We start from the raw sequence: 19,415 nt of genomic DNA, 5'->3' as shown, positions 1-19,415 counted from the left end.
GAGACACTTTTGACGGACAACCGAAGGATCAAGGGCTCGTGAGCAGCAAGGTATCCCCGATCACCCTGAACAACGGCGTCGAGATGCCCCAGCTGGGCTTCGGCGTCTGGCAGGTGCCGGACGACGAGGCCGCCCAGGCGGTCAGCACCGCGCTGGAGGCCGGGTACCGCAGCATCGACACAGCGGCGATCTACGGCAACGAAGAGGGCACCGGCAAGGCGATCGCCGACTCCGGCCTGCCCCGCGAGGACATCTTCGTCACCACCAAGCTCTGGAACAGCGACCAGGGGTACGACGCGACGCTCCGCGCGTTCGACGCCTCCCTCGACAAGCTGGGTCTGGACTACGTCGACCTGTACCTGATCCACTGGCCGCTGCCGGCCAAGGACACCTACGTCGACACGTACAAGGCGTTCGAGAAGCTGCTCGCGGACGGCCGCGCGCGGGCGATCGGCGTCTCCAACTTCCTGCCGGAGCACCTGGAGCGGCTGATCGAGCAGACGTCGGTCGTCCCGGCGGTCAACCAGATCGAGCTGCACCCGCACCTGCAGCAGCAGGCCTCGCGCGACTTCCACGCCAAGCGGGGCATCGCCACCGAGGCCTGGTCGCCGCTCGGCCAGGGCAAGGGCCTGCTGGAGGTCCCGGCGATCGTCGCCATCGCGCGGAAGCACGAGCGCACCCCGGCCCAGGTCGTGCTGCGCTGGCACCTCCAGCTCGGCAACGTCGTGATCCCGAAGTCCGTGACGCCGTCGCGGATCAAGGAGAACATCGAGGTCTTCGACTTCAGCCTGGACGACGAGGACCTGGCCGCGATCAGCGCCCTCAACGAGGACCGGCGCATCGGCCCAGACCCGGCCACGTTCGACGTGGTCTGAGACCGGCCGCCGGCGCCAGGCCGCCGGCACGGGAAGCACCACCGATGGCCGGCCCGGAAGCATCCGGACCGGCCATCGGCGCGTCCGGGAGTGGCGCTAGCCGGCCTTGACCGCCGTGTGGACGGTGTGGGCCGCCAGGAGGAACACGTCCGGCCGCTGGTGCAGGCTCGCCGGGTCGCCCGGGTCGAGGAGCCGGTCCAGCGCGGCCCGGTCCTCGGGGGCGAGAGCCTCCTCGGAGGCGTCGCGCCAGCGCTCGAACTGCGCGACGGCGTAGGCGCGGACCGGTTCGGAGGCGGGGGCGGGCAGGTCGAGGAGGAAGCTGCGGCTGCGGGCGTGCTTCAGGCCCGCCCCGCCGAGCAGCGCCGGCCAGTCCTCGACCTCGCCGACGGCGCCGGGCAGGTCGGCCCGCATCCGGGCGAACCACTCCTCCTGCACGGCGTCGAGCCGCGCCTCCAGACCGGGGCGCCCGAAGCCGAGGTCGCGGGGCAGGAAGCGGGACGGCAGCCCACCCTCCATGATCGCCAGAATGCCGCCGGGCGCCAGCCGCTCGGCGAACGCGGTGAGGGCGGCCCGCTGGTCCCCGAGGTGGTGCAGACTGCGGCCGGCCCAGATCAGATCGGCCGGGTAGTCCAGCTCGTCGAGCACCCCGGGGAGTTCACCGGCCACGGTGTCGAACCGGTCGCCGTGTCCGAGGCGTTCGGCGCGTGCCCTGGCCCGCTGGAGGAGCGGCTCGGAACCGTCGACGGCCAGGACGCGCGCGCCGGGGAAGGTCTCGGCGAACAGGCAGGAGACCACCCCGGGACCGCTGCCCACGTCGACGATCAGCCCCGGCTCGGTCACCTCCGTGCCCAGCCAGGACAGCGCCCGCTCGTACAGGGGCGTGAACAGCTCGGCCTGGGCCTCCAGATGGGGGGCCATCACCGCCCAGTCGATCTCGGTGCCGCTCCCCGGCCCGGCGGGCCCGTGCCGGTGCCCCTGAAGGCCGTGGTCGTGCTGGTGGTGCTGCTGGTGCGCCATGGTGGTCAGCCTCTCGTCCGCTGTGCCGACAGCGTGCGCCGACGCACCGGGGGAAGGCCACCTGTGTTGCCGTTACGGCAAAAACGGGGGTCCGGAACGCACCGTCCGCGCCCGGCCGTTCCCGGAGAGGGGAACGGCCGGGCGCGGACGGCGCTCAGGCGGCTACGGCAGAGGCGGGTACGCGTTCTGCATCAGCTGCTGGAACTGCGCCGAGAACCACTTCCCGGACAGCGGGGCGTTGGGCAGGGCGCCCGACATGTTGTGGTTGTTGCGCGGGTTGCCCGTGTACGTCGGGTCGCACATGCGGTCGAAGCCCTTGCCCTCGTCGTTCGGGATGAGCGAGCTCGCCCCGTCGGACTCACCCGGCGGCTTCATCCACACGTAGGCGTCGATCCCGGCGGCCGGGGCCGCCTTCGGGCGCTCGCCGAGGCCGGCGCCGGCCTGGTTGCACCAGTTGCCGGTGTTGAGACGGCGGTCGTAGCGGCCGCCGTCGACGTAGGCGTCGACGTCGGTCGTCGGCCCCGGTCCGGCGGGCCGGGCGGAGCCGCCCCAGCCGTTGCGGGAGGTGTCGATCAGCATGCCGATGCCGGAGTTGAAGCCCGCCGTCACCAACTGGTTGCGGAACGCCTGGGCGTAGGACAGCTCGTCGACGTAGCGGTTCCAGTCGACCCACTTGGACTCACGGACCGACTTGCCGCCCGCGTTGTCGTTGACGGTGAAGTTGTTCTCCTTCAGGGCGCTGTAGTTGGCCGTGTTGGTGATGAAGCCGTGGACGTCGCCCACCGTGGCGCCCTCGGTGGTCGCCGCCTCCTTCATCACGGCCGCGCTGGGTGCGAAGTTGTCGTCCCAGCCGAGCCAGCCGTGGTGGCCGGCGTCGATGTAGTTGTAGACGTTGGGCACGTCGCCGAGCTTGTTCAGGGCGTAGCCGACGCCCTTCTGGTAGTTGCCGTTGGCCTTCATCACGTCGCACTGCGGGGTGGCCGTGGCCCGGCTCCCGGTGTTGGTGACGAGGTTGGGCAGCGAGTCGATCTCGACGGTGGTGACGATCCGCAGCGAGGCGTACTTGGAGTCCGCGAGGATCGCCTTGATCGGGTCGATGTACTGCGTCTTGTACTTGTCGATCTCCGTCGGGCCGAGCTCGCCGTTGGAGGCGAGGGCGGAGCAGTCGCGTCCGGGCAGGTTGTAGATGACGAGCTGGACGACCATCTCGCCCGAGCCCTTCTGCCGCAGTGCCTCGTCGAGATGGGCGCGCAGGCCCATCTTGCCGCCTGCGCCGTTGATCGCGGCGATGCGGTCGAGCCAGATGCCGGTGGGCTGGTTGGAGATGCGGCTGCCGCCCGGTTCGGCGGCGGCGTTGGCGGCCCACTCGGGGTTCACGTACACCTTGGCGCCGGCGTAGGGGTTGTCGACCCTGTTGCCAGGGGTGCCTGGGCCGGTGGGGCCCGGGTCGGTCGGGCCCGGGTCGGTGGGGCCGCCGCCGTCGACGTTGCAGGTGACGCCGTCCAGGGTGAACGTGGCGGGGACGGCGTTGCCGCCGCTGTAAGTGCCCTGGAAACCGAAGCTGACCGAAGCGCCGGTCCCCAGCGAGCCGTTGTAGGTCTCGTTGGCCGCGGTGACCGCCGCACCGGACTGGGTGACCTTCGCGTTCCAGGCGTTGGTGACCCTCTGGTTCCCGGCGTACGACCACTTCACCGCCCAACTCGACTTGGGGGCCGAGTTGTTGGTGACGGTGACGTTGGTGGTGAAGCCGCTTCCCCAGTCGTTCTGCACCTTGTAGTCGACGGTGCAGGGCACGGCGGCGAGGCCCGAGTCGCCGGGGACGACCGCGAGCGCCGTCCCGGAGGCTCCGGCGACCAGTGCCAGCGCGGCGAGTATCGCTGTTCTGCTACGGCTCATGAGTGCGGGTTTCCTTCTCTCGTTCCGGGGGGTGTGGGGTGGTGGTGCGGGTCATCGGTTCAGGGCGCGACGTCGTTGGACCAGGTGAGCCCGCCCGCGAGGACGACGTTCCGGGCGCCGGTGGACCGTACGGCGTCGACGGGGCCGTCGAAGATGCCACGGCCCTGGACGCACATGAACTCGCCGCCGCTGCGGTTGACGCCGAGCAGCCGGCGGGTGGCTCCGCTCGCGTCCACGCACCGGGACGTTGTCGGGGTGGGGATGGGCGTCGGGTGGGTGTCGACGTCGCAGGTCGCGCCGTTCAGCCGGAAGGTCACGGGTAGGGCGTCGGCTCCCGCCCGGGAGGCGACGAAGCCGGCGGTGTCGCTCGCGCCGGTGCCGAGCGCGCCGGTGCAGCTCTCGTGCGCCGCCGTGACGGTGACGCCGGACCGGGACCACTCTGCGTTCCAGCCCTGGGTGACCTTCTGTCCGTTCGCGAGGTCGAAGCTCAGGCTCCGACCGTTCACCGCCGCCGCGTCGTCGGTGACTCTCACGGACGCCTGGAAGCCGGCGTCCCACTGCCCGGTGACCGAGTACTCCACCGTGCGGACGGGCGCGGCTCCCTGCGCCGTCACGACCGGCAGCAGGGCGCCCGCGACGAGGGCGACCGTGCCGGCGACGGCTAAAAGTACTGAACGCGGGGGGTGTCGCATGAGCGACTCCTCACAGTTCGGGCGCGTCGTGACGGACGCGTCGACTGATGGAATCGCTCCCACTGGTGTCACCGAAGCTAGCGCCAAGCGTCGGCAAAGAACAGGGCAGCCGCTGACTTTCCCTCAAACTTTCCGGGTCGAATCTTTTCGACTCTTCAAGCACCTTGACCGCACTCCAGGGTCTCCCCACTATGGGAGCGCTCCCACTGGTTCAAGGCTTGTTGCTCCTCCCCCCACCTTCTCCGAGCCGCAAGGAGGAACCAGCACCATGGATCCCGCACGCGGACGCCGTGGGACGCGGCGCCTGTGGACCGCCCTGGCGGCGGCTTTCGCACTCCCCCTGGCCATGCTGAGCACCGGTACGACTCCCGCCCGGGCGGCGGCTCTCCAGTGCAGCGTGGACTACAAGGCCAACGACTGGGGCTCCGGATTCACCGCGGAGCTCACCCTCACCAACCGGGGCACGGACCCCATCAACGGCTGGTCCCTGGCGTACTCCTACACGGGCAACCAGAAGCTGACGAACGGCTGGAACGGCACCTGGTCGCAGTCGGGCCAGACGGTCACCGTGGTCAACGCCCCCTACAACGCGACGGTCGCGGCCGGAGCGGCCGTCAGCGCCGGCGCGCAGTTCACCTACAGCGGCGCCAACGCCGCCCCCACCTCGTTCTCGGTCAACGGCACGCCGTGCACCGGCGCCCACCAGCCCCCCGTCGCCGTGCTGACCAGCCCGGCGCCGGGCGCGGTCTACACGCAGGGGGCCGCGGTGCCGCTCGCGGCGACCGCCGCGGCCGCCGACAACGCGACGATCACCAAGATGGAGTTCTACGACGACACCACCCTGCTCGGCACCGACACCAGCGCCCCGTACACGCTGTCGGCCTCCGGGCTGACCGTAGGCAGTCACTCCCTGGTGGCGAAGGCCTACGACAGCCTGGGCGCGTCCGGGACGTCCACCCCGGTGGGCATCACGGTCGCCTCGGGACCGGCCGTGGTGGCCTCCGCCGGCCAGCTGGCCGTGCAGCAGGGCGGGACGGGGTCCTACGACCTCAAGCTGTCGACGCAGCCGTCGGCCAACGTGACCGTCACGACCGCCCGGACGAGCGGGAACACCGGTCTCACCGTCACGGGCGGCGCGAGCCTCACCTTCACCCCGTCGAACTGGAACACCGCGCAGCGGGTGACGATCGCCGGCAACGCCACCGGCACCGGTTCGGCGACCTTCGAGTCGACGGCGACCGGACACGCCAAGGCGTCCGTCACGGTCACCCAGATCGCCGGCTCCAAGGTGTACGACGCCCGCTTCCTGGAGCTCTACGGCAAGATCACCAACCCGGCGAACGGCTACTTCTCCCCCGAGGGCATCCCGTACCACTCGGTGGAGACGCTGATCGTCGAGGCGCCCGACCACGGTCACGAGACCACGTCGGAGGCCTACAGCTACCTGCTGTGGCTGCAGGCGATGTACGGCAAGGTGACGGGCGACTGGACCAAGTTCAACGGCGCCTGGGACATCATGGAGAAGTACATGATCCCCACCCACGCCGACCAGCCGACCAATTCCTTCTACAACGCCTCCAAGCCGGCGACCTACGCGCCCGAGCTGGACACCCCGAACGAGTACCCGGCGAAGCTGGACTCCGGCGTCTCCGTGGGCTCGGACCCCATCGCCGGTGAGCTGAAGAGCGCGTACGGCACGGACGACGTCTACGGCATGCACTGGCTCCAGGACGTCGACAACGTCTACGGCTACGGCAACTCGCCCGGCAAGTGCGAGGCGGGTCCGTCGGACACCGGCCCTTCGTACATCAACACCTTCCAGCGGGGTGCCGAGGAGTCCGTGTGGGAGACGATCCCGCAGCCGACCTGTGACGCCTTCAAGTACGGCGGCAGGAACGGCTACCTGGACCTGTTCACCGGTGACTCCTCCTACGCCAAGCAGTGGAAGTTCACCAACGCGCCGGACGCCGACGCGCGTGCCGTGCAGGCCGCGTACTGGGCGGACGTCTGGGCCAAGGAGCAGAACAAGGGGTCGGAGGTCTCGGCGACCGTGGGCAAGGCCGCGAAGATGGGCGACTACCTGCGCTACGCCATGTACGACAAGTACTTCAAGAAGGTCGGCAACTGCGTCGGCCCGGCCGCCTGCCCGGCCGGCACCGGCAAGGACGCCTCGTTCTACCTGCTGTCCTGGTACTACGCCTGGGGCGGCGCGACCGACACCAACGCCGGCTGGTCCTGGCGCATCGGCTCCAGCCACGCCCACGGCGGCTACCAGAACCCCCTTGCGGCCTACGCGCTCAGTAGCTACGCCCCGCTGAAGCCCAAGTCGGCGACCGGACAGGCGGACTGGACCAAGTCCCTCCAGCGGCAGATCGAGTTCTACCGCTGGCTGCAGTCGAACGAGGGCGCGATCGCGGGCGGCGCGACCAACAGCTGGGCGGGCCGGTACGCGACACCTCCGGCCGGCAAGTCGACCTTCTACGGCATGTACTACGACCAGCAGCCCGTCTACCACGACCCGCCGTCCAACCAGTGGTTCGGCTTCCAGGCGTGGTCGATGGAGCGGGTCGCCGAGTACTACCAGCAGACGGGGAACGCGGCCGCCAAGGCGGTCCTCGACAAGTGGGTCGACTGGGCGCTGTCCAAGACCACGATCAACCCGGACGGCACCTACCGGATCCCCTCGACGCTCCAGTGGTCGGGCCAGCCCGACACCTGGAACGCCTCGAGTCCCGGCGCCAACAGCGGGCTCCACGTCACCGTCGCCGACTACACCGACGACGTCGGGGTGGCCGCCTCGTACGCCAAGACCCTGACGTACTACGCCGACCGCTCCGGTGACACGGAGGCGAAGACGACGGCGAAGGCGCTGCTTGACGGCATGTGGACCAAGCACCAGGACGCGCTCGGGATCGCCGTCCCGGAGACCCGCACCGACTACAACCGCTTCGACGACGGCGTGTACGTCCCGAGCGGCTTCAACGGCAAGATGCCGAACGGCGACACGATCAACTCCTCGTCCACCTTCACCTCACTGAGGTCCTTCTACAAGAACGACCCCAACTGGTCGAAGGTCGAGGCCTATCTGGCGGGCGGGGCGGCGCCCTCGTTCACGTACCACCGGTTCTGGGCCCAGGCCGACATCGCACTGGCCATGGGCTCGTACGCGGAGCTCCTCGAATAGTCCCCGCCGAGCGCTCCGCGGGTGGAGCGGTGGTTCAAAACTGCCGGCCCGCAGTGGCTGGTCGCGCAGTTCCCCGCGCCCCTTTCCGGGCGCGGGGTCCACACCGCCCTTCCACGGAACCGCTTGAGAGCTGCGCGTACGCGGTCTCGTCACCGGACGACGAGGCCACCTGGCCGGGCGGCCCCCACCCGCACTGGGGACCGTCCGGCCCTCGCACGTTCCCCTCCTCCACGAAGGCACCCAGGAAGGACCCCCACCGTGCGAAGAACCCGCGTCCTCACCGCCGTCCTCGCCCTCGCCGCCGGGCTGCTCGCGGGCACCCCGCCCGCACTGGCCTCGGGCGCCGAGAAGACGACGGTCGCCGCCGAGTCGTACACCTGGAAGAACGCCCGGATCGACGGCGGCGGCTTCGTGCCGGGCATCGTCTTCAACCGCAAGGAGAAGAACCTCGCCTACGCGCGCACCGACATCGGCGGGGCGTACCGCTGGCAGCAGAGCAGCAAGACGTGGACGCCGCTGCTGGACTCGGTCGGCTGGGCGAACTGGGGGCACACGGGCGTGGTCAGCCTGGCCTCCGACCCGGTCGCCCCGAACCGCGTCTACGTCGCCGCCGGGACGTACACCAACAGCTGGGACCCGGGCAACGGGGCCGTGCTGCGCTCCGCCGACCGGGGTGCGAGCTGGCAGCGCGCCGACCTGCCGTTCAAGCTGGGCGGCAACATGCCCGGCCGGGGCATGGGCGAGCGGCTCGCGGTCGACCCGCACCGCAACAGCGTGCTCTATCTGGGCGCGCCCAGCGGGAAGGGGTTGTGGCGGTCGACGGACTCGGGCGTCACCTGGTCGCAGGTGGCGAACTTCCCCAACGTCGGCAACTACGTGCAGGATCCGGGAGACACCAGCGGCTACGCCTCCGACAACCAGGGCATCGTCTGGGTCACCTTCGACGAGTCCACCGGCACGGCGGGCGGCGCGACGCGGACGATCTACGTCGGCGTGGCGGACAAGGACAACGCGGTGTACCGGTCGACGGACGCGGGCGCGACCTGGTCGCGGCTGGCGGGGCAGCCGACGGGGCAGCTCGCGCACAAGGGCGTGCTGGACGCCGTCAACGGCCAGTTGTACGTGGCCTACAGCGACAAGGGCGGCCCGTACGACGGCGGCAAGGGCCGGCTGTGGCGGTACACGACGGCGACCGGTGTGTGGACGGACATCAGCCCGGTGGCGGAGGCCGACACCTTCTACGGCTTCAGCGGACTGACCCTCGACCGGCAGCGGCCGGGCACGGTGATGGCGACCGCGTACAGCTCCTGGTGGCCGGACACGCAGATCTTCCGCTCGACGGACAGCGGCGCGACGTGGACGAAGGCGTGGGACTACACCTCGTATCCCGAGCGGGCGAACCGCTACACCATCGACGTCTCGTCCTCGCCGTGGCTGACCTGGGGCGCGAACCCGTCACCGCCCGAACAGAGCCCGAAACTGGGATGGATGACGGAGGCGCTGGAGATCGACCCGTTCGACTCGGACCGGATGATGTACGGGACGGGCGCGACGATCTACGGCACGGAGAACCTGCGGAACTGGGACACCGGCGGGAAGTTCGCGGTCAGGCCGATGGTGCAGGGGCTGGAGGAGACGGCGGTCAACGACCTCGCCTCTCCCCCGTCCGGGGCGCCGCTGCTCAGCGCGCTCGGTGACGTCGGCGGATTCCGGCACACGGACCTGACGAAGGTCCCCTCGATGATGTTCACCTCGCCGAACTTCACCACGACGACGAGCCTGGACTACGCCGAGGCCGGCCCGAACACGGTGGTGCGCGTCGGCAACCTCGACTCCGGTCCGCATGTGGCGTTCTCGACGGACAACGGGGCCACCTGGTTCGCGGGGAGCGACCCTTCGGGGGTGAGCGGCGGCGGGACGGTGGCCGCGGCCGCCGACGGCAGCCGCTTCGTGTGGAGTCCGGAGGGCGCGGGCGTGCAGCACACGACCGGCTTCGGCTCGTCCTGGACGGCTTCGGCCGGCATCCCGGCGGGCGCGGTCGTCGAGTCCGACCGGGTGGACCCGAAGGTCTTCTACGGCTTCAAGTCCGGCCGTTTCTACGTCAGTTCCGACGGCGGCGCCACGTTCACCGCTTCGGCGGCCACGGGGCTGCCGAGCGGCGACAGCGTGCGCTTCAAGGCGCTGCCGGGCGCGAAGGGCGACGTGTGGCTGGCGGGCGGGGCGAGCGACGGCGCGTACGGCCTGTGGCACTCCACGGACGGCGGCGCGAGCTTCGCCAAGCTGGCGAACGTCCAGGAGGCCGACACGATCGGCTTCGGCAAGGCGGCCGCGGGCGCCTCCTACCAGACTCTCTACACCAGCGCGAAGATCGCCGGGGTGCGGGGCGTCTTCCGCTCCACGGACAAGGGCGCGACCTGGACGAGGATCAACGACGACGCCCACCAGTTCGGCTGGACGGGAGCCGCGATCACCGGCGACCCGCGGGTCTACGGCCGGGTCTACCTCGCCACCAACGGCCGGGGCGTGATCTACGGCGACACCTCGGACGCCGGCGGCGGGGGCGGCGGCACGGACCCGCCGCCGAGCCCGGCCGGCGCCTGCGCGGTGACCTACACGATCACCAACCAGTGGTCGGGCGGCTTCCAGGCGGAGGTGAAGCTGACCAACACGGGTGCGGGCGCCTGGTCCGGCTGGAGCCTCGACTGGACGTTCCCCGACGGCCAGAAGGTCTCCCAGCTGTGGAACGCCCAGTACACGCAGTCGGGTTCGTCGGTGACGGCGAGGAACACCACCTGGAACGGCGTCGTGGCGGCCGGTTCGTCGGTGGGCTTCGGCTTCACCGGCAACTGGTCCGGCAGGAACGGCGAACCGACGGCGTTCCGGCTGGGCGGCCAGGCCTGCACGGTGAGTTGAGCCGCTCGCGGTCCTGACCGTCGGTCAGCCGCCTGACGTGGAGGGCGCGGCCGGCTTCCGGAACGCCCTGAGCGTGAACTCGGGGTCGGGGCGGGGGCGGTCCTGGTCGGGCAGCCGCGCCAGCCTCCCGGCGAAGACCTCGGCGAGGGGTTCGCCGGGGGGCAGGGTCGTGAACCAGCCGCGCCGCAGGTCGGCGATCGTGCGGCGCGGACTGCGGCCCTGCCCCCGGCCCGGGAAACGCGCCCGCCCGGCCGGGACGAGGCCGCAGGCAAGGGCGTACGACTCGACGCGGGCCTCGTCGTCCCGGGCGTCGTGGGGCGGCCGGGAGACGAGGACGGCGTCGATGTCGCTGCCGACGTTGTGCGCGGCGGCTTTGTCGACCGTCGTGACGTAGACGCCGCCGGGCCGCAGCACCCGCGCGCACTCGGCGACGATCGTCCGCGCGTCGGCGTCGCTCGGCGCGAGATGCAGCAGCCACACACTGCTGACGGCGTCGAACTCGCCGTCGCGAAAGGGCAGTCGGCGGCTGTCGGCCCGCACGACCCCGCCGGGCAGCCGTGCCGCGGCCTGCCGGACCATCGCGGCCGAGAGGTCCACGCCGGTCACCCGCGGAGCGTCGCGCCCGGCGGCGAGCCTGCGGGTGACGATGCCGGTGCCGCAGGCGACGTCGAGCAGCCTGGCCGTCCCGTCCGGCAGCAGGCCGAGGACGGCCCGGGCGGCGGCCGCCGCTCTGGGCTCGCCACCCCGCGCGGCGTCGTAGCGTTCGGCTTCCTCGTCGTAGTCCAGCACGCGCGCCCCCCGTATCCCCTTGTCCCCGGTTCCCGCCCCGTCCGCCGTCGTGCGTCAGCGCGCCCCGTGGCCCGGGGCCAGCTCCTCGACCCTGCGGGCGAGCTCGAAGTCGAGCTCGGTGAGGGCGCCGCCCGCGCTGTGGGTGTTCACCGCCAGCGTCACCGAGTCGTAGCCGAGGGTGAGGTCGGAGTGGTGGTTCAGCTCCTCCTGCACCTGCGCGACATGGATGACCAGGGCGGTCGCGGCGAAGTGCGAGGCCAGCCGGTAGGAGCGGGTGAGGCGGCCCGCCTCGACGGACCAGCCCGGCAGCTCCGAGAGGCGGTCCTCGATCTCCTTCAGCGACAGCGGTTCGACGGCCATGGCCCGGCTCCCTTCCTGGATGTCGTGCGATGTCGCGGTGTCACGGTGTCGCGTACCCGTCCAGCGTCCCACAGCGCCGCCGTGCCGGCCCCCGCCCGAAGCCGCACCGGGCCGGCGGGCTCGTGGCGCGCCGCTCCGTCGGCTACGGTCGGCGGCATGACCGCTGTCGCCTCCGAACCCGCCCAGGCCGTCGGCCCCCTGCTGCGGGCCTGGCGGGAGCGGCGGCGGGTGAGCCAACTGGAGCTGGCGCTGCGCGCGGACTCCTCGGCGCGGCACATCAGCTTCATCGAGACGGGCCGCTCCCGGCCCAGCGAGGAGATGGTGCTGCGCCTGGCGGAGCACCTCGACGTGCCCGTGCGGGAGCGCAACTCGCTCCTTCTCGCGGCGGGTTACGCCCCCCGCTACCGGGAGACCCCGTTGGACGACCCGGCGCTGGACGCCCTGCGCACCGGCATGGAACGCCTGATCCGCGGCTACGAGCCCTACCCGGCGCTGGTCGTGGACGCGATGTACAACGTGCTGGCGGCGAACCGCGGGATCACCCTGCTGCTGGACGGCCTCCCCGAGTCGCTGCTCACGCCCCCGCTGAACGCGATGCGCCTGACCCTGCACCCGGAGGGCCTCGCGCCGCGCATCCTGAACCTGCCCGAGTGGCGCGGCCATCTGCTCGCCCAGATGGAGCGCGACATCGCCCTGCACCGGTCGGCGCCGCTGCGGGCGCTGTACGAGGAGGTGGCCGCGTATCCGGCGCCGAAGACCGGCCCCGGGGCGGGGGCCGGGGCGGAGGCCGGCTCGGGGGGCGAAGGCGACGAACCGGTGCCGTACTTCGCGCTGCCGCTGCTGATCGAGCACGAGGGCCGGACGCTGTCGTTCATCTCGTCGATCTCCACGTTCAACACGCCCATGGACGTGACCGTCGCCGAGCTGGCCATCGAGACGTTGCTCCCGGCCGACCCGGCGACGGTCAAGTACCTTCACTCGCTTGGAACATGATCTTCAGTCAGTTCTCGCGCGCCTTCAGTGCCGTCTGCTGGAGTGCCGCGAAGCCGGCCACGACGAGGGCCTGCGCCACGGTCCACGCCTCACCCACGAGGGTCGGTGAGAGCCACAGCGCGAGGGCGACGCAACTGAGCACCGCCCAGACCGCGTTGGCCTCGATCACCGCCCGCACGGGCAGCGCCGCGGGGCGGGTGCGGGTGGCGAGCAGGCCCACGCCGGCCGCGTACACCGTGAGGAACGCGCCGAGCCCGAGCAGTGTCGAGGAACCGACGCCGAGGAGCCGGCCGAGGGGCCCGGAGGCGGCGAGGTAGGCGAGGCCGTTGACGCCGGTCACCACCGCGTCCAGGGCGAGGAAGCGGCGCAGCGCGGTGTGCGGCTCGGCGGTGCGGGCGAGTGCGAGGAGCGCGGTGCGCCGGGCGGGGCGGACGGGCGCGGTGGTCTGGGTGGCGGACATGGCGGATCACCCTCCGTCGAGGTCGGGATGCGGCTGGGGCGGCGGGGCCGGACCGGAGTGCGCCGGCCCGGACCCGCTGCCCTTACGATCCCGTGCGGGGGAAGCGGGGTCGATTACTTCCGGGGTAATGCCGTCCGGGCGATCGCGGCGCACCCCGCCGGACGATCATCTTGCCGTCTCCCCTGCGGGCGGGAACCGGAACATGACAGACTGTCCGCGTGTCTCGACGCACAGGGGAGACGTGGCGTGAGTGAGCGGCGGCCCGCGCCCACGGTGGGCCAGGTGGTACTGGGCAGGCGGCTCCAGGAGCTGCGCGAGGCGGCCGGGCTGAGCCGCGAGGAGGCGGCCCGCGCGCTGCGGGTGGCCCCGGCGACCGTGCGGCGCATGGAGACCGCCGAGGTCTCGCTGAAGATCCCGTACGTGCAGGTGCTGCTGGACGCCTACGGCGTGCCGGCGCAGGAGGCCGACGCGTTCGTGGCGCTCGCCGAGGAGGCCAACCGGCCGGGCTGGTGGCAGCGGTTCCACGACGTGCTGCCCGAGTGGTTCAGCCTGTACGTGAGCCTGGAGGGCGCGGCCCGGCTGATCCGCTCCTACGAACCGCACTTCGCGCCGGGCCTGTTGCAGACCGAGGCGTACGCGCGTGCCGTGCTGGAGTCGGGGACGGTCGGGCGGAGGAGCCCGGAGGCGATCGAGCGGCACGTGTCGCTGCGGATGGCCCGGCAGCAACTGCTGGAAGGCCCCGACGCACCCCATCTGTGGGCGGTGATGGACGAGACGGTGCTGCGCCGGCCGGTGGGCGCCGATCCGGCCGTCATGCGGGGACAGCTCGACAAACTGCTGGAGTTCGCGGAACGGGACCGGATCACCTTGCAGGTGGCGGAGTTCGCGGACGGCCCGCACCCGGGGACGTCCGCGCCGTTCACCCTCTTCCGGTTCGCCGAGCCGGAGTTGCCCGACATGGTGGTCACCGAGTACGTCTCCGGCGCGCTGTACCTCGACTCCCGCAACGAGGTCTCCGCGCATCTGGAGGTCCTCGACCACATCACGACGCACGCCGCGTCGGCGGAGCGCACGAAGAAGCTTCTGCGGGACGCCCGCGGAAGCCTCTGATCCCTCAAAGCCGCCCAGGGCCCGGCACGGGTCCCGCGGGCTTCGCACGGCCCTGACCATCCGTACCGCACGCCCGAGGAGACGACCCCGTATGACCGGATCCGAGTCCGAGACCCCCCTGCGCATCGACACCAGCCGGCCGCACCCGGCCCGGGTGTACGACTGGTGGCTGGGCGGCAAGGACAACTACCCCGTGGACGAGGAGCTGGCGCGCAGGATCCTCGCCGTGGACGGAACGGTGCTGCGCGGGGCGCGTGCCAACCGCCGGTTCATGCAGCGGGCGGTGCGTGCCGTCGCCGAGGCCGGGATACGCCAGTTCCTGGACATAGGCACGGGCATCCCCACCGAGCCGAACCTGCACCAGGTCGCGCAGGGCGTCGCCCCGGAGGCGAAGGTCGTGTACGCGGACAACGACCCGGTCGTGCTGCGGCACGCCGAGGCGCTGCTGCACGGCTCCCCCGAGGGCTCCACCCAGTACGTGCACGCAGACGTCCGCGACCTGGACGCCGTGCTGCACCGGGCCGCCGAGTCCATGGACCTCGGCCGGCCGGTCGCGCTGTCGCTGGTGGCGCTCACCCACTACCTGGGCGAGGACCCGTCGGGCGACGACGTGTACGGGCTGCTGAAGCGGTACGTCGCCGCGCTCGCGCCGGGGAGTCACCTGATCCTCTCCCAGGTCACGCCTGATCTGAACCCGGAGGCCATCGAGCAGGCGGCGAACCACTTCCGGCGCAGCGGCACCCCTTTCCATCCCCGTTCGCTCGCGGAGTTCTCCCGCTTCTTCGAGGGTCTGGAGCTGCTCGGCCCGGGAGTGATCCCGGTGTCGGGCTGGCGGCCCGAGCCGGAGGACGTGGCGCTCCAGGCGGAGGGCATCGTGCCGGTGTACGCGGGGGTCGCCCGCAAGCCCTGACGTCCGCGCAGCGGGCGCCCTCCCGCGTGCCGGACGCGAGCCGGCCGGCCGTGCGGGGTGCGCGACGGCCGGCCGGGGCGGTCCGGGGCTCAGGCGAGCTTGGCGGACAGGGTGATCGTGGTGCCCGCGAGGGCCTGGCTGACCGGGCAGTTCTTCTTGGCGTCCTCGGCGGCGGCCACGAAGGCGTCCTCGTCGAGGCCGGGGACCGTGCCCTCGACGGTCAGATGGATGCCGGTGATGCCCTCACCCGGCTGGAAGGTGACGTCGGCGGACGTGACGAGCCTGGTGGGCGGGGTGCCCGCGCCGGCCAGGCCGTGCGACAGGGCCATGGAGAAGCAGGAGGAGTGGGCGGCGGCGATCAGCTCCTCGGGGCTGGTCTTGCCGTTCGCCTGCTCGGCGCGCGACGGCCACGACACCGGCTGCCGGCCGATGCCGGAGGAGTCGAAGGTGACGACGCCGTTGCCCTCGAGCAGGTTGCCTTCCCATTCGGTGTGTGCGGTGCGCGTGGTGGCCACGGTTGTTCCTTTCGCGTGGGGGTCCCGTCGGACGGGTTCACGGGTGACGGGTTTCCGTGTTCCCATCCGATCACACTCACCGTCGTCGCACCCGGAAGACCGGCCCACGAGGCCGTGAACGGCGGCCGGCGTACCCGGGGGTGGGACGGGAGGGCGTACCCAAGTGGGGACGGCAGGGCGTCCCCGGGTCGGAACGGCAGGGCTTACCCGCGAGACCTCTCAGGCGGCCCGTTCCTCGGGGGTCGGCTCCAGGGGCGTCTCGGGGGCGTTCCGCTCGCTCAGCCAGCGGCGCAGGACGCGGTGGACCTGTTCGGCGCCCACGAGGTCCTCGCCGTCCCCGACCGGGGCGGACAGGTCGAGCGGCGACAGCAGGAACGGCCTGGCCTGGGGGCCGCCGAGGCCGCCGTGCGAGCCGATCTGCTCCTCGAAGGCGAGCACCTCCCCGTCGGCGGGGTCGTGGAAGGAGTTGACCATGATGTCGGCGGTGTGCGGGAAGGCGTGCGTGCGGCGCACCGCGTCGGCGGCGCGCGGCCCGAACCCGGCGAGCGGGCCGGGTTCCTCGTCGAGCCGGTCGAGGGGTATCTCCGCGCCGAACGCGCCGAGCACGACCGCGCCGTGCCGCTCGCTGCGCACGAGGAGGAAGCCGATGCCGGGGTGGTTGGCGAGCGTGGACAGCAGGGCGGGGTGACGGGCGTCTATCTCCTCCTTGCTCATCCGGTGCGGCACGTCGGGGAAGGAGACCAGGCCCAGGTTGCCCGAGGCGAGGACGAGGGGCTCCGAGCCGGGGGCCGGGCGGTCGCCGCCGTCGGTCTCCTCCTCCGGTCTGCGCAGCGCGGCCCGGACGGCCGCGCGCGCCTCGGCGCCGCTGTGGGTGTGCCGCGCCCTGCGCGGGACGGGCAGTCCGCAGCCGGCCCGCACCAGGTCGCCGAGGGTGAGGCCGTAGCGGGCGCGGAAGGTCTCCCCGGGGCTCTGCCCGTGGTCGGACAGGACGACGATCCGGTACGGGCGGGGCGCGTGCTCGGCGACTTTCGCGATGAGCGCGAGGGACCGGTCGAGGCGGGCGAGAACCTTCTGCGCGTCGCGGCTGCGCGGGCCGGAGTGGTGCGCGACCTCGTCGTAGGCGACGAGGTCGGCGTAGACGGCGCCGCGGCCGGCGAGCAGGTCGCCCATGACGGCGGCCACGACGACGTCGCGTTCGACGACGGTCGCGAAGGCGCGGACGAAGGGGTAGAGGCCGCCGCGCCCCACGCGCGGGCGCTGTCTGCGCAGCCGGGCGCGGGTGGACTCGACGATCTCGCGGACGACCTCGGCGACGAACGACAGCGCGGTGCGCACCGCGTTGGCCGGGTCGGAGAAGTAGGCGAAGTAGCCTGCCCGGGAGCGGGTGGCCGCGTCGCGGCGGCCGACGGCTATGGACAGGACGAGGGCCTGCTCCTCGGCGCCGCCGCCGAAGAGGTTGCCGCGGCTCGCGCCGTCGCCGGCGAGCAGTCCGGCGTCACCGGTGCGCTCGACCGCGCGGCGCTGGAGTTCGGCGGCGCTGGTGGGCCGGTTGCAGACCATGACCTCGCCGCTGTCCTTCTCGTACCAGCGGAATGCGGGCACGTCGTGGTTGCTGCCGTGCAGGATGCCCAGCTGGCTCGCACCGGTCTGGCTCGACCAGTCGGTGTGCCAGAGCGTGAGGCGGTGGGTGGCGGCGTGGCCGGGGGTGTGTCCCAGCCAGCGGGCCGTCGTGGGCATCACCCCGGTCGCGGCCGCCGCCAGCAGGACGTCGTGGCCCACGCCGTCGAGCTGGAGGAACACGGTGCCGGGGGTGGTCTCGCAGGCCGGGCCGACCCGGCGGCGGCGGACGGACAGCCGGTGGAGGCGGTGCCGGTAGGCGTCGTCGTCGCGTACGGCGAGCGCGCCGCCGGTGGCGGAGGCGACGGCGGACATCACGGCGGCGACGATCACCGCCGTCTCCGGTGCCGCCTCGCTCTGCCCGGAGGGGTTGAGCCGCAGCGCGAGCAGGAGCAGCGAGCCGTTGAGGAAGAACACCAGCAGGCCGAGGACGAGCGCCGGCACGAGCAGCAGCAGGCGCACCAGGACGGGCCAGACCAGCGCCGACAGCAGGCCGAAGACGCCGGCGCCGACGGCGGCCGTGACGGCGATCGTGGGAGAGTCGTCGCCGTCCGGCGACTGCAGCCGGAAGTCCGGCAGGATGCCCGCGAGCGCGAGCATGGTGACCGTGGACACCGCCCACACCGCGACGCTCCGACCGGCCTGACTGACGGCCCGCCGCCAACGCACTCCCCGCACGCCCAGCCACCTCACGTTCCGGCCCCGCCGCCCGGGGGACCGCCACCCACCTTGTCATACCGCGCGGGGGAGGGTCCGGGGCCGGTTCCGGCGGCCGGGGGCGCCGCGTCAGCGGCCGTCGTAGCCCGCCGTCGGCATGGACAGCCGGCGGTGGACGCGGGCCTTCATCTGGGCGTCGTAGGCGGGTTCCGCGAGGCCCACCGTCTCCACCCGGACCCCGCGCCGCTCGCACTCCTCGGTGAACTCCTCGACGGAGGACAGGGCGCTCTCCAGCACCCGGCGGCTGGGCGCGACGAACACGTCGACGCCGGGCCGGACGCCGTCCCACAGCACGCAGTGATCGGGGCGCAGCGCGCGCACCAGCAGCTCCCGGCGGACGACGTACCCGTGTTCCTCGGCCCACCGTGCGCACATCGCGTGCTGGCCGCGGGAGTCCACCAGGAAGGGATCGGCGTCCAGTTCCTCGAGCGGCGTCAGACTCGCGATCGCCGTGACCCGCACCGGCCCCATGGCGTCCCCCCTCACCTCCGGGTTTCGCCGCCGACCCTACTCCTGCCCGTAGGCTTCGGGGGAGTCGCACGAAGGAGGCAAAGAGGTGCCGGTGGAGATCACCTGGTGGGGTCACGCCACCTGCACGGTCGAGGATTCGGACGTCCGTGTGCTCACCGATCCCCTGTTCGCCCGCCGGCTCGCCCACCTGCGCCGTCGCCGCGGCGCCGTGCCCCCGCCGGAGGCGTGGCGCGCGGACGTGGCGCTGGTGTCGCACCTGCACGCCGACCATCTGCACGTGCCCTCCCTGGCGCGCCTCGCGCCGGGCACGCGCCTGCTCGTGCCCCGGGGCGCGCCGCGCGCCGTGCCGGGGCTGCGCCGCCTGACGCATCTACGGGTGACCGAGATGGCGCCGGGCGACGAGACGGACGCAGGGCCGGTGCGGATACGCGCCGTGCCCGCGGAGCACGACGGCCGGCGGCTGCCGGTCGGACCGCACCGCTCCCCCGCGCTCGGATACGTCGTGGAGGGCGAGGCCAGGACGTACTTCGCCGGGGACACGGGCCTGTTCGAGGGGATGGCCAAGGAGGTCGGGCCGGTCGACGTGGCGCTGCTGCCGGTGGGCGGCTGGGGCCCGTATCTGGGCGAGGGGCATCTCGACGCGGGGCGCGCGGCGGAGGCGCTGGTGCGGCTCGCGCCCCGCAGCGCCGTGCCGGTGCACTACGGCACGTACTGGCCGATCGGGATGGACGCCGTGCGCCCCCATGAATTCCATGCGCCGGGCGAGGAGTTCGTGCGCCGGGCCGCGCAACGCGCGCCGGAGGTCGCGGTGCACCGGCTGGCGCACGGGGAGAGCGTGCGCCCGGTGGTCACGCCGTGACGCCGCCCGCCGCCCTGACGGCGCTGGCCGCGTGGAC

Annotated in this window: 15 protein-coding genes and 1 pseudogene; 7 read left to right on the top strand and 9 right to left on the bottom strand. The window is 72.4% G+C overall.

The features are described from left to right. The first annotated feature begins 38 nt into the window (after positions 1-38). Positions 39-875, top strand: a complete 837-nt coding sequence (locus tag ACFYXA_RS02930; RefSeq protein WP_352250168.1) for an aldo/keto reductase — start codon at positions 39-41, stop codon at positions 873-875. Between the two features lie 96 nt (positions 876-971). Here the strand turns inward: ACFYXA_RS02930 and ACFYXA_RS02925 are convergent, their stop codons facing one another. The 3 genes and pseudogenes from ACFYXA_RS02925 to ACFYXA_RS02915 all read right to left on the bottom strand — a co-directional run. Beyond that, entirely contained in the window at positions 972-1,892 is a 921-nt protein-coding gene (locus ACFYXA_RS02925) for a class I SAM-dependent methyltransferase (RefSeq protein ID WP_389027675.1), read from the bottom strand. Between the two features lie 162 nt (positions 1,893-2,054). Beyond that, positions 2,055-3,788 (bottom strand): glycoside hydrolase family 6 protein, encoded by a 1,734-nt coding sequence (locus ACFYXA_RS02920; protein WP_389027673.1) that lies wholly within the window; start codon positions 3,786-3,788, stop codon positions 2,055-2,057. A gap of 134 nt (positions 3,789-3,922) precedes the next feature. After that, positions 3,923-4,480: pseudogene (locus ACFYXA_RS02915) on the bottom strand (cellulose binding domain-containing protein); the annotation flags it as partial. Between the two features lie 268 nt (positions 4,481-4,748). Between ACFYXA_RS02915 and ACFYXA_RS02910 the strand changes: the two are divergent. Together ACFYXA_RS02910 and ACFYXA_RS02905 are read left to right on the top strand one after the other, a co-directional pair. Next, a complete protein-coding gene (locus tag ACFYXA_RS02910) occupies positions 4,749-7,664 on the top strand; it encodes a glycoside hydrolase family 48 protein (RefSeq protein WP_389027671.1) in 2,916 nt (971 codons plus the stop codon). A 258-nt stretch (positions 7,665-7,922) separates the two neighbouring features. After that, positions 7,923-10,577 carry a cellulose binding domain-containing protein gene (locus tag ACFYXA_RS02905; protein ID WP_389027669.1) on the top strand — a complete coding sequence of 885 codons (2,655 nt, stop codon included), beginning with the start codon at positions 7,923-7,925 and terminating at the stop codon, positions 10,575-10,577. A gap of 24 nt (positions 10,578-10,601) precedes the next feature. On the opposite strand, the gene ACFYXA_RS02900 is transcribed toward ACFYXA_RS02905, so the two are convergent. Together ACFYXA_RS02900 and ACFYXA_RS02895 are read right to left on the bottom strand one after the other, a co-directional pair. Further along, a complete protein-coding gene (locus ACFYXA_RS02900) occupies positions 10,602-11,366 on the bottom strand; it encodes a class I SAM-dependent methyltransferase (RefSeq protein ID WP_389027667.1) in 765 nt (254 codons plus the stop codon). Positions 11,367-11,420: 54 nt separating this feature from the next. Next, positions 11,421-11,726 carry a 4a-hydroxytetrahydrobiopterin dehydratase gene (locus tag ACFYXA_RS02895; protein ID WP_352250180.1) on the bottom strand — a complete coding sequence of 102 codons (306 nt, stop codon included), beginning with the start codon at positions 11,724-11,726 and terminating at the stop codon, positions 11,421-11,423. 156 nt (positions 11,727-11,882) lie between these two features. Here ACFYXA_RS02895 and ACFYXA_RS02890 point away from each other — a divergent pair, with 156 nt between their 5' ends. Then, entirely contained in the window at positions 11,883-12,719 is an 837-nt protein-coding gene (locus ACFYXA_RS02890) for a helix-turn-helix domain-containing protein (protein WP_389027664.1), read from the top strand. Positions 12,720-12,726: 7 nt separating this feature from the next. Here the strand turns inward: ACFYXA_RS02890 and ACFYXA_RS02885 are convergent, their stop codons facing one another. Beyond that, positions 12,727-13,179, bottom strand: a complete 453-nt coding sequence (locus ACFYXA_RS02885) for a hypothetical protein (protein ID WP_389027663.1) — start codon at positions 13,177-13,179, stop codon at positions 12,727-12,729. Between the two features lie 246 nt (positions 13,180-13,425). Here ACFYXA_RS02885 and ACFYXA_RS02880 point away from each other — a divergent pair, with 246 nt between their 5' ends. Then, positions 13,426-14,289, top strand: coding sequence for a helix-turn-helix transcriptional regulator (locus tag ACFYXA_RS02880; protein WP_352250185.1), 864 nt, complete (start codon positions 13,426-13,428; stop codon positions 14,287-14,289). Between the two features lie 91 nt (positions 14,290-14,380). Then, positions 14,381-15,199 (top strand): SAM-dependent methyltransferase, encoded by an 819-nt coding sequence (locus ACFYXA_RS02875; protein WP_389027662.1) that lies wholly within the window; start codon positions 14,381-14,383, stop codon positions 15,197-15,199. Between the two features lie 89 nt (positions 15,200-15,288). Here the strand turns inward: ACFYXA_RS02875 and ACFYXA_RS02870 are convergent, their stop codons facing one another. From ACFYXA_RS02870 to ACFYXA_RS02860, 3 genes are all read right to left on the bottom strand, one after another. Further along, positions 15,289-15,714, bottom strand: a complete 426-nt coding sequence (locus ACFYXA_RS02870; RefSeq protein ID WP_130437748.1) for an OsmC family protein — start codon at positions 15,712-15,714, stop codon at positions 15,289-15,291. A gap of 219 nt (positions 15,715-15,933) precedes the next feature. Continuing rightward, complete coding sequence (locus ACFYXA_RS02865) at positions 15,934-18,009, bottom strand: phage holin family protein (protein ID WP_389027661.1); 2,076 nt, start codon at positions 18,007-18,009, stop codon at positions 15,934-15,936. Positions 18,010-18,117: 108 nt separating this feature from the next. Continuing rightward, entirely contained in the window at positions 18,118-18,519 is a 402-nt protein-coding gene (locus ACFYXA_RS02860) for a hypothetical protein (protein WP_130437753.1), read from the bottom strand. 85 nt (positions 18,520-18,604) lie between these two features. Here ACFYXA_RS02860 and ACFYXA_RS02855 point away from each other — a divergent pair, with 85 nt between their 5' ends. Continuing rightward, a complete protein-coding gene (locus tag ACFYXA_RS02855; RefSeq protein WP_389027660.1) occupies positions 18,605-19,378 on the top strand; it encodes an MBL fold metallo-hydrolase in 774 nt (257 codons plus the stop codon). The last annotated feature ends 37 nt before the right edge of the window (positions 19,379-19,415 follow it).

Origin of the sequence: Streptomyces sp. NPDC002566 (assembly GCF_042889585.1) — a bacterium.
In the GTDB taxonomy this organism is placed as follows: Bacteria; Actinomycetota; Actinomycetes; order Streptomycetales; family Streptomycetaceae; genus Streptomyces.
Note: the sequence above shows the minus strand (reverse complement) of the source record. Positions and strands in the feature narration are given on the sequence as shown.

Coding starts and splice junctions, on each gene's coding strand:
- ACFYXA_RS02925 (WP_389027675.1), bottom strand. CDS start 1,892: ATGGCGCACCAGCAGCACCACCAGCACGACCACGGCCTTCAGGGGCAC.
- ACFYXA_RS02920 (WP_389027673.1), bottom strand. CDS start 3,788: ATGAGCCGTAGCAGAACAGCGATACTCGCCGCGCTGGCACTGGTCGCC.
- ACFYXA_RS02910 (WP_389027671.1), top strand. CDS start 4,749: ATGGATCCCGCACGCGGACGCCGTGGGACGCGGCGCCTGTGGACCGCC.
- ACFYXA_RS02895 (WP_352250180.1), bottom strand. CDS start 11,726: ATGGCCGTCGAACCGCTGTCGCTGAAGGAGATCGAGGACCGCCTCTCG.
- ACFYXA_RS02890 (WP_389027664.1), top strand. CDS start 11,883: ATGACCGCTGTCGCCTCCGAACCCGCCCAGGCCGTCGGCCCCCTGCTG.
- ACFYXA_RS02885 (WP_389027663.1), bottom strand. CDS start 13,179: ATGTCCGCCACCCAGACCACCGCGCCCGTCCGCCCCGCCCGGCGCACC.
- ACFYXA_RS02875 (WP_389027662.1), top strand. CDS start 14,381: ATGACCGGATCCGAGTCCGAGACCCCCCTGCGCATCGACACCAGCCGG.
- ACFYXA_RS02860 (WP_130437753.1), bottom strand. CDS start 18,519: ATGGGGCCGGTGCGGGTCACGGCGATCGCGAGTCTGACGCCGCTCGAG.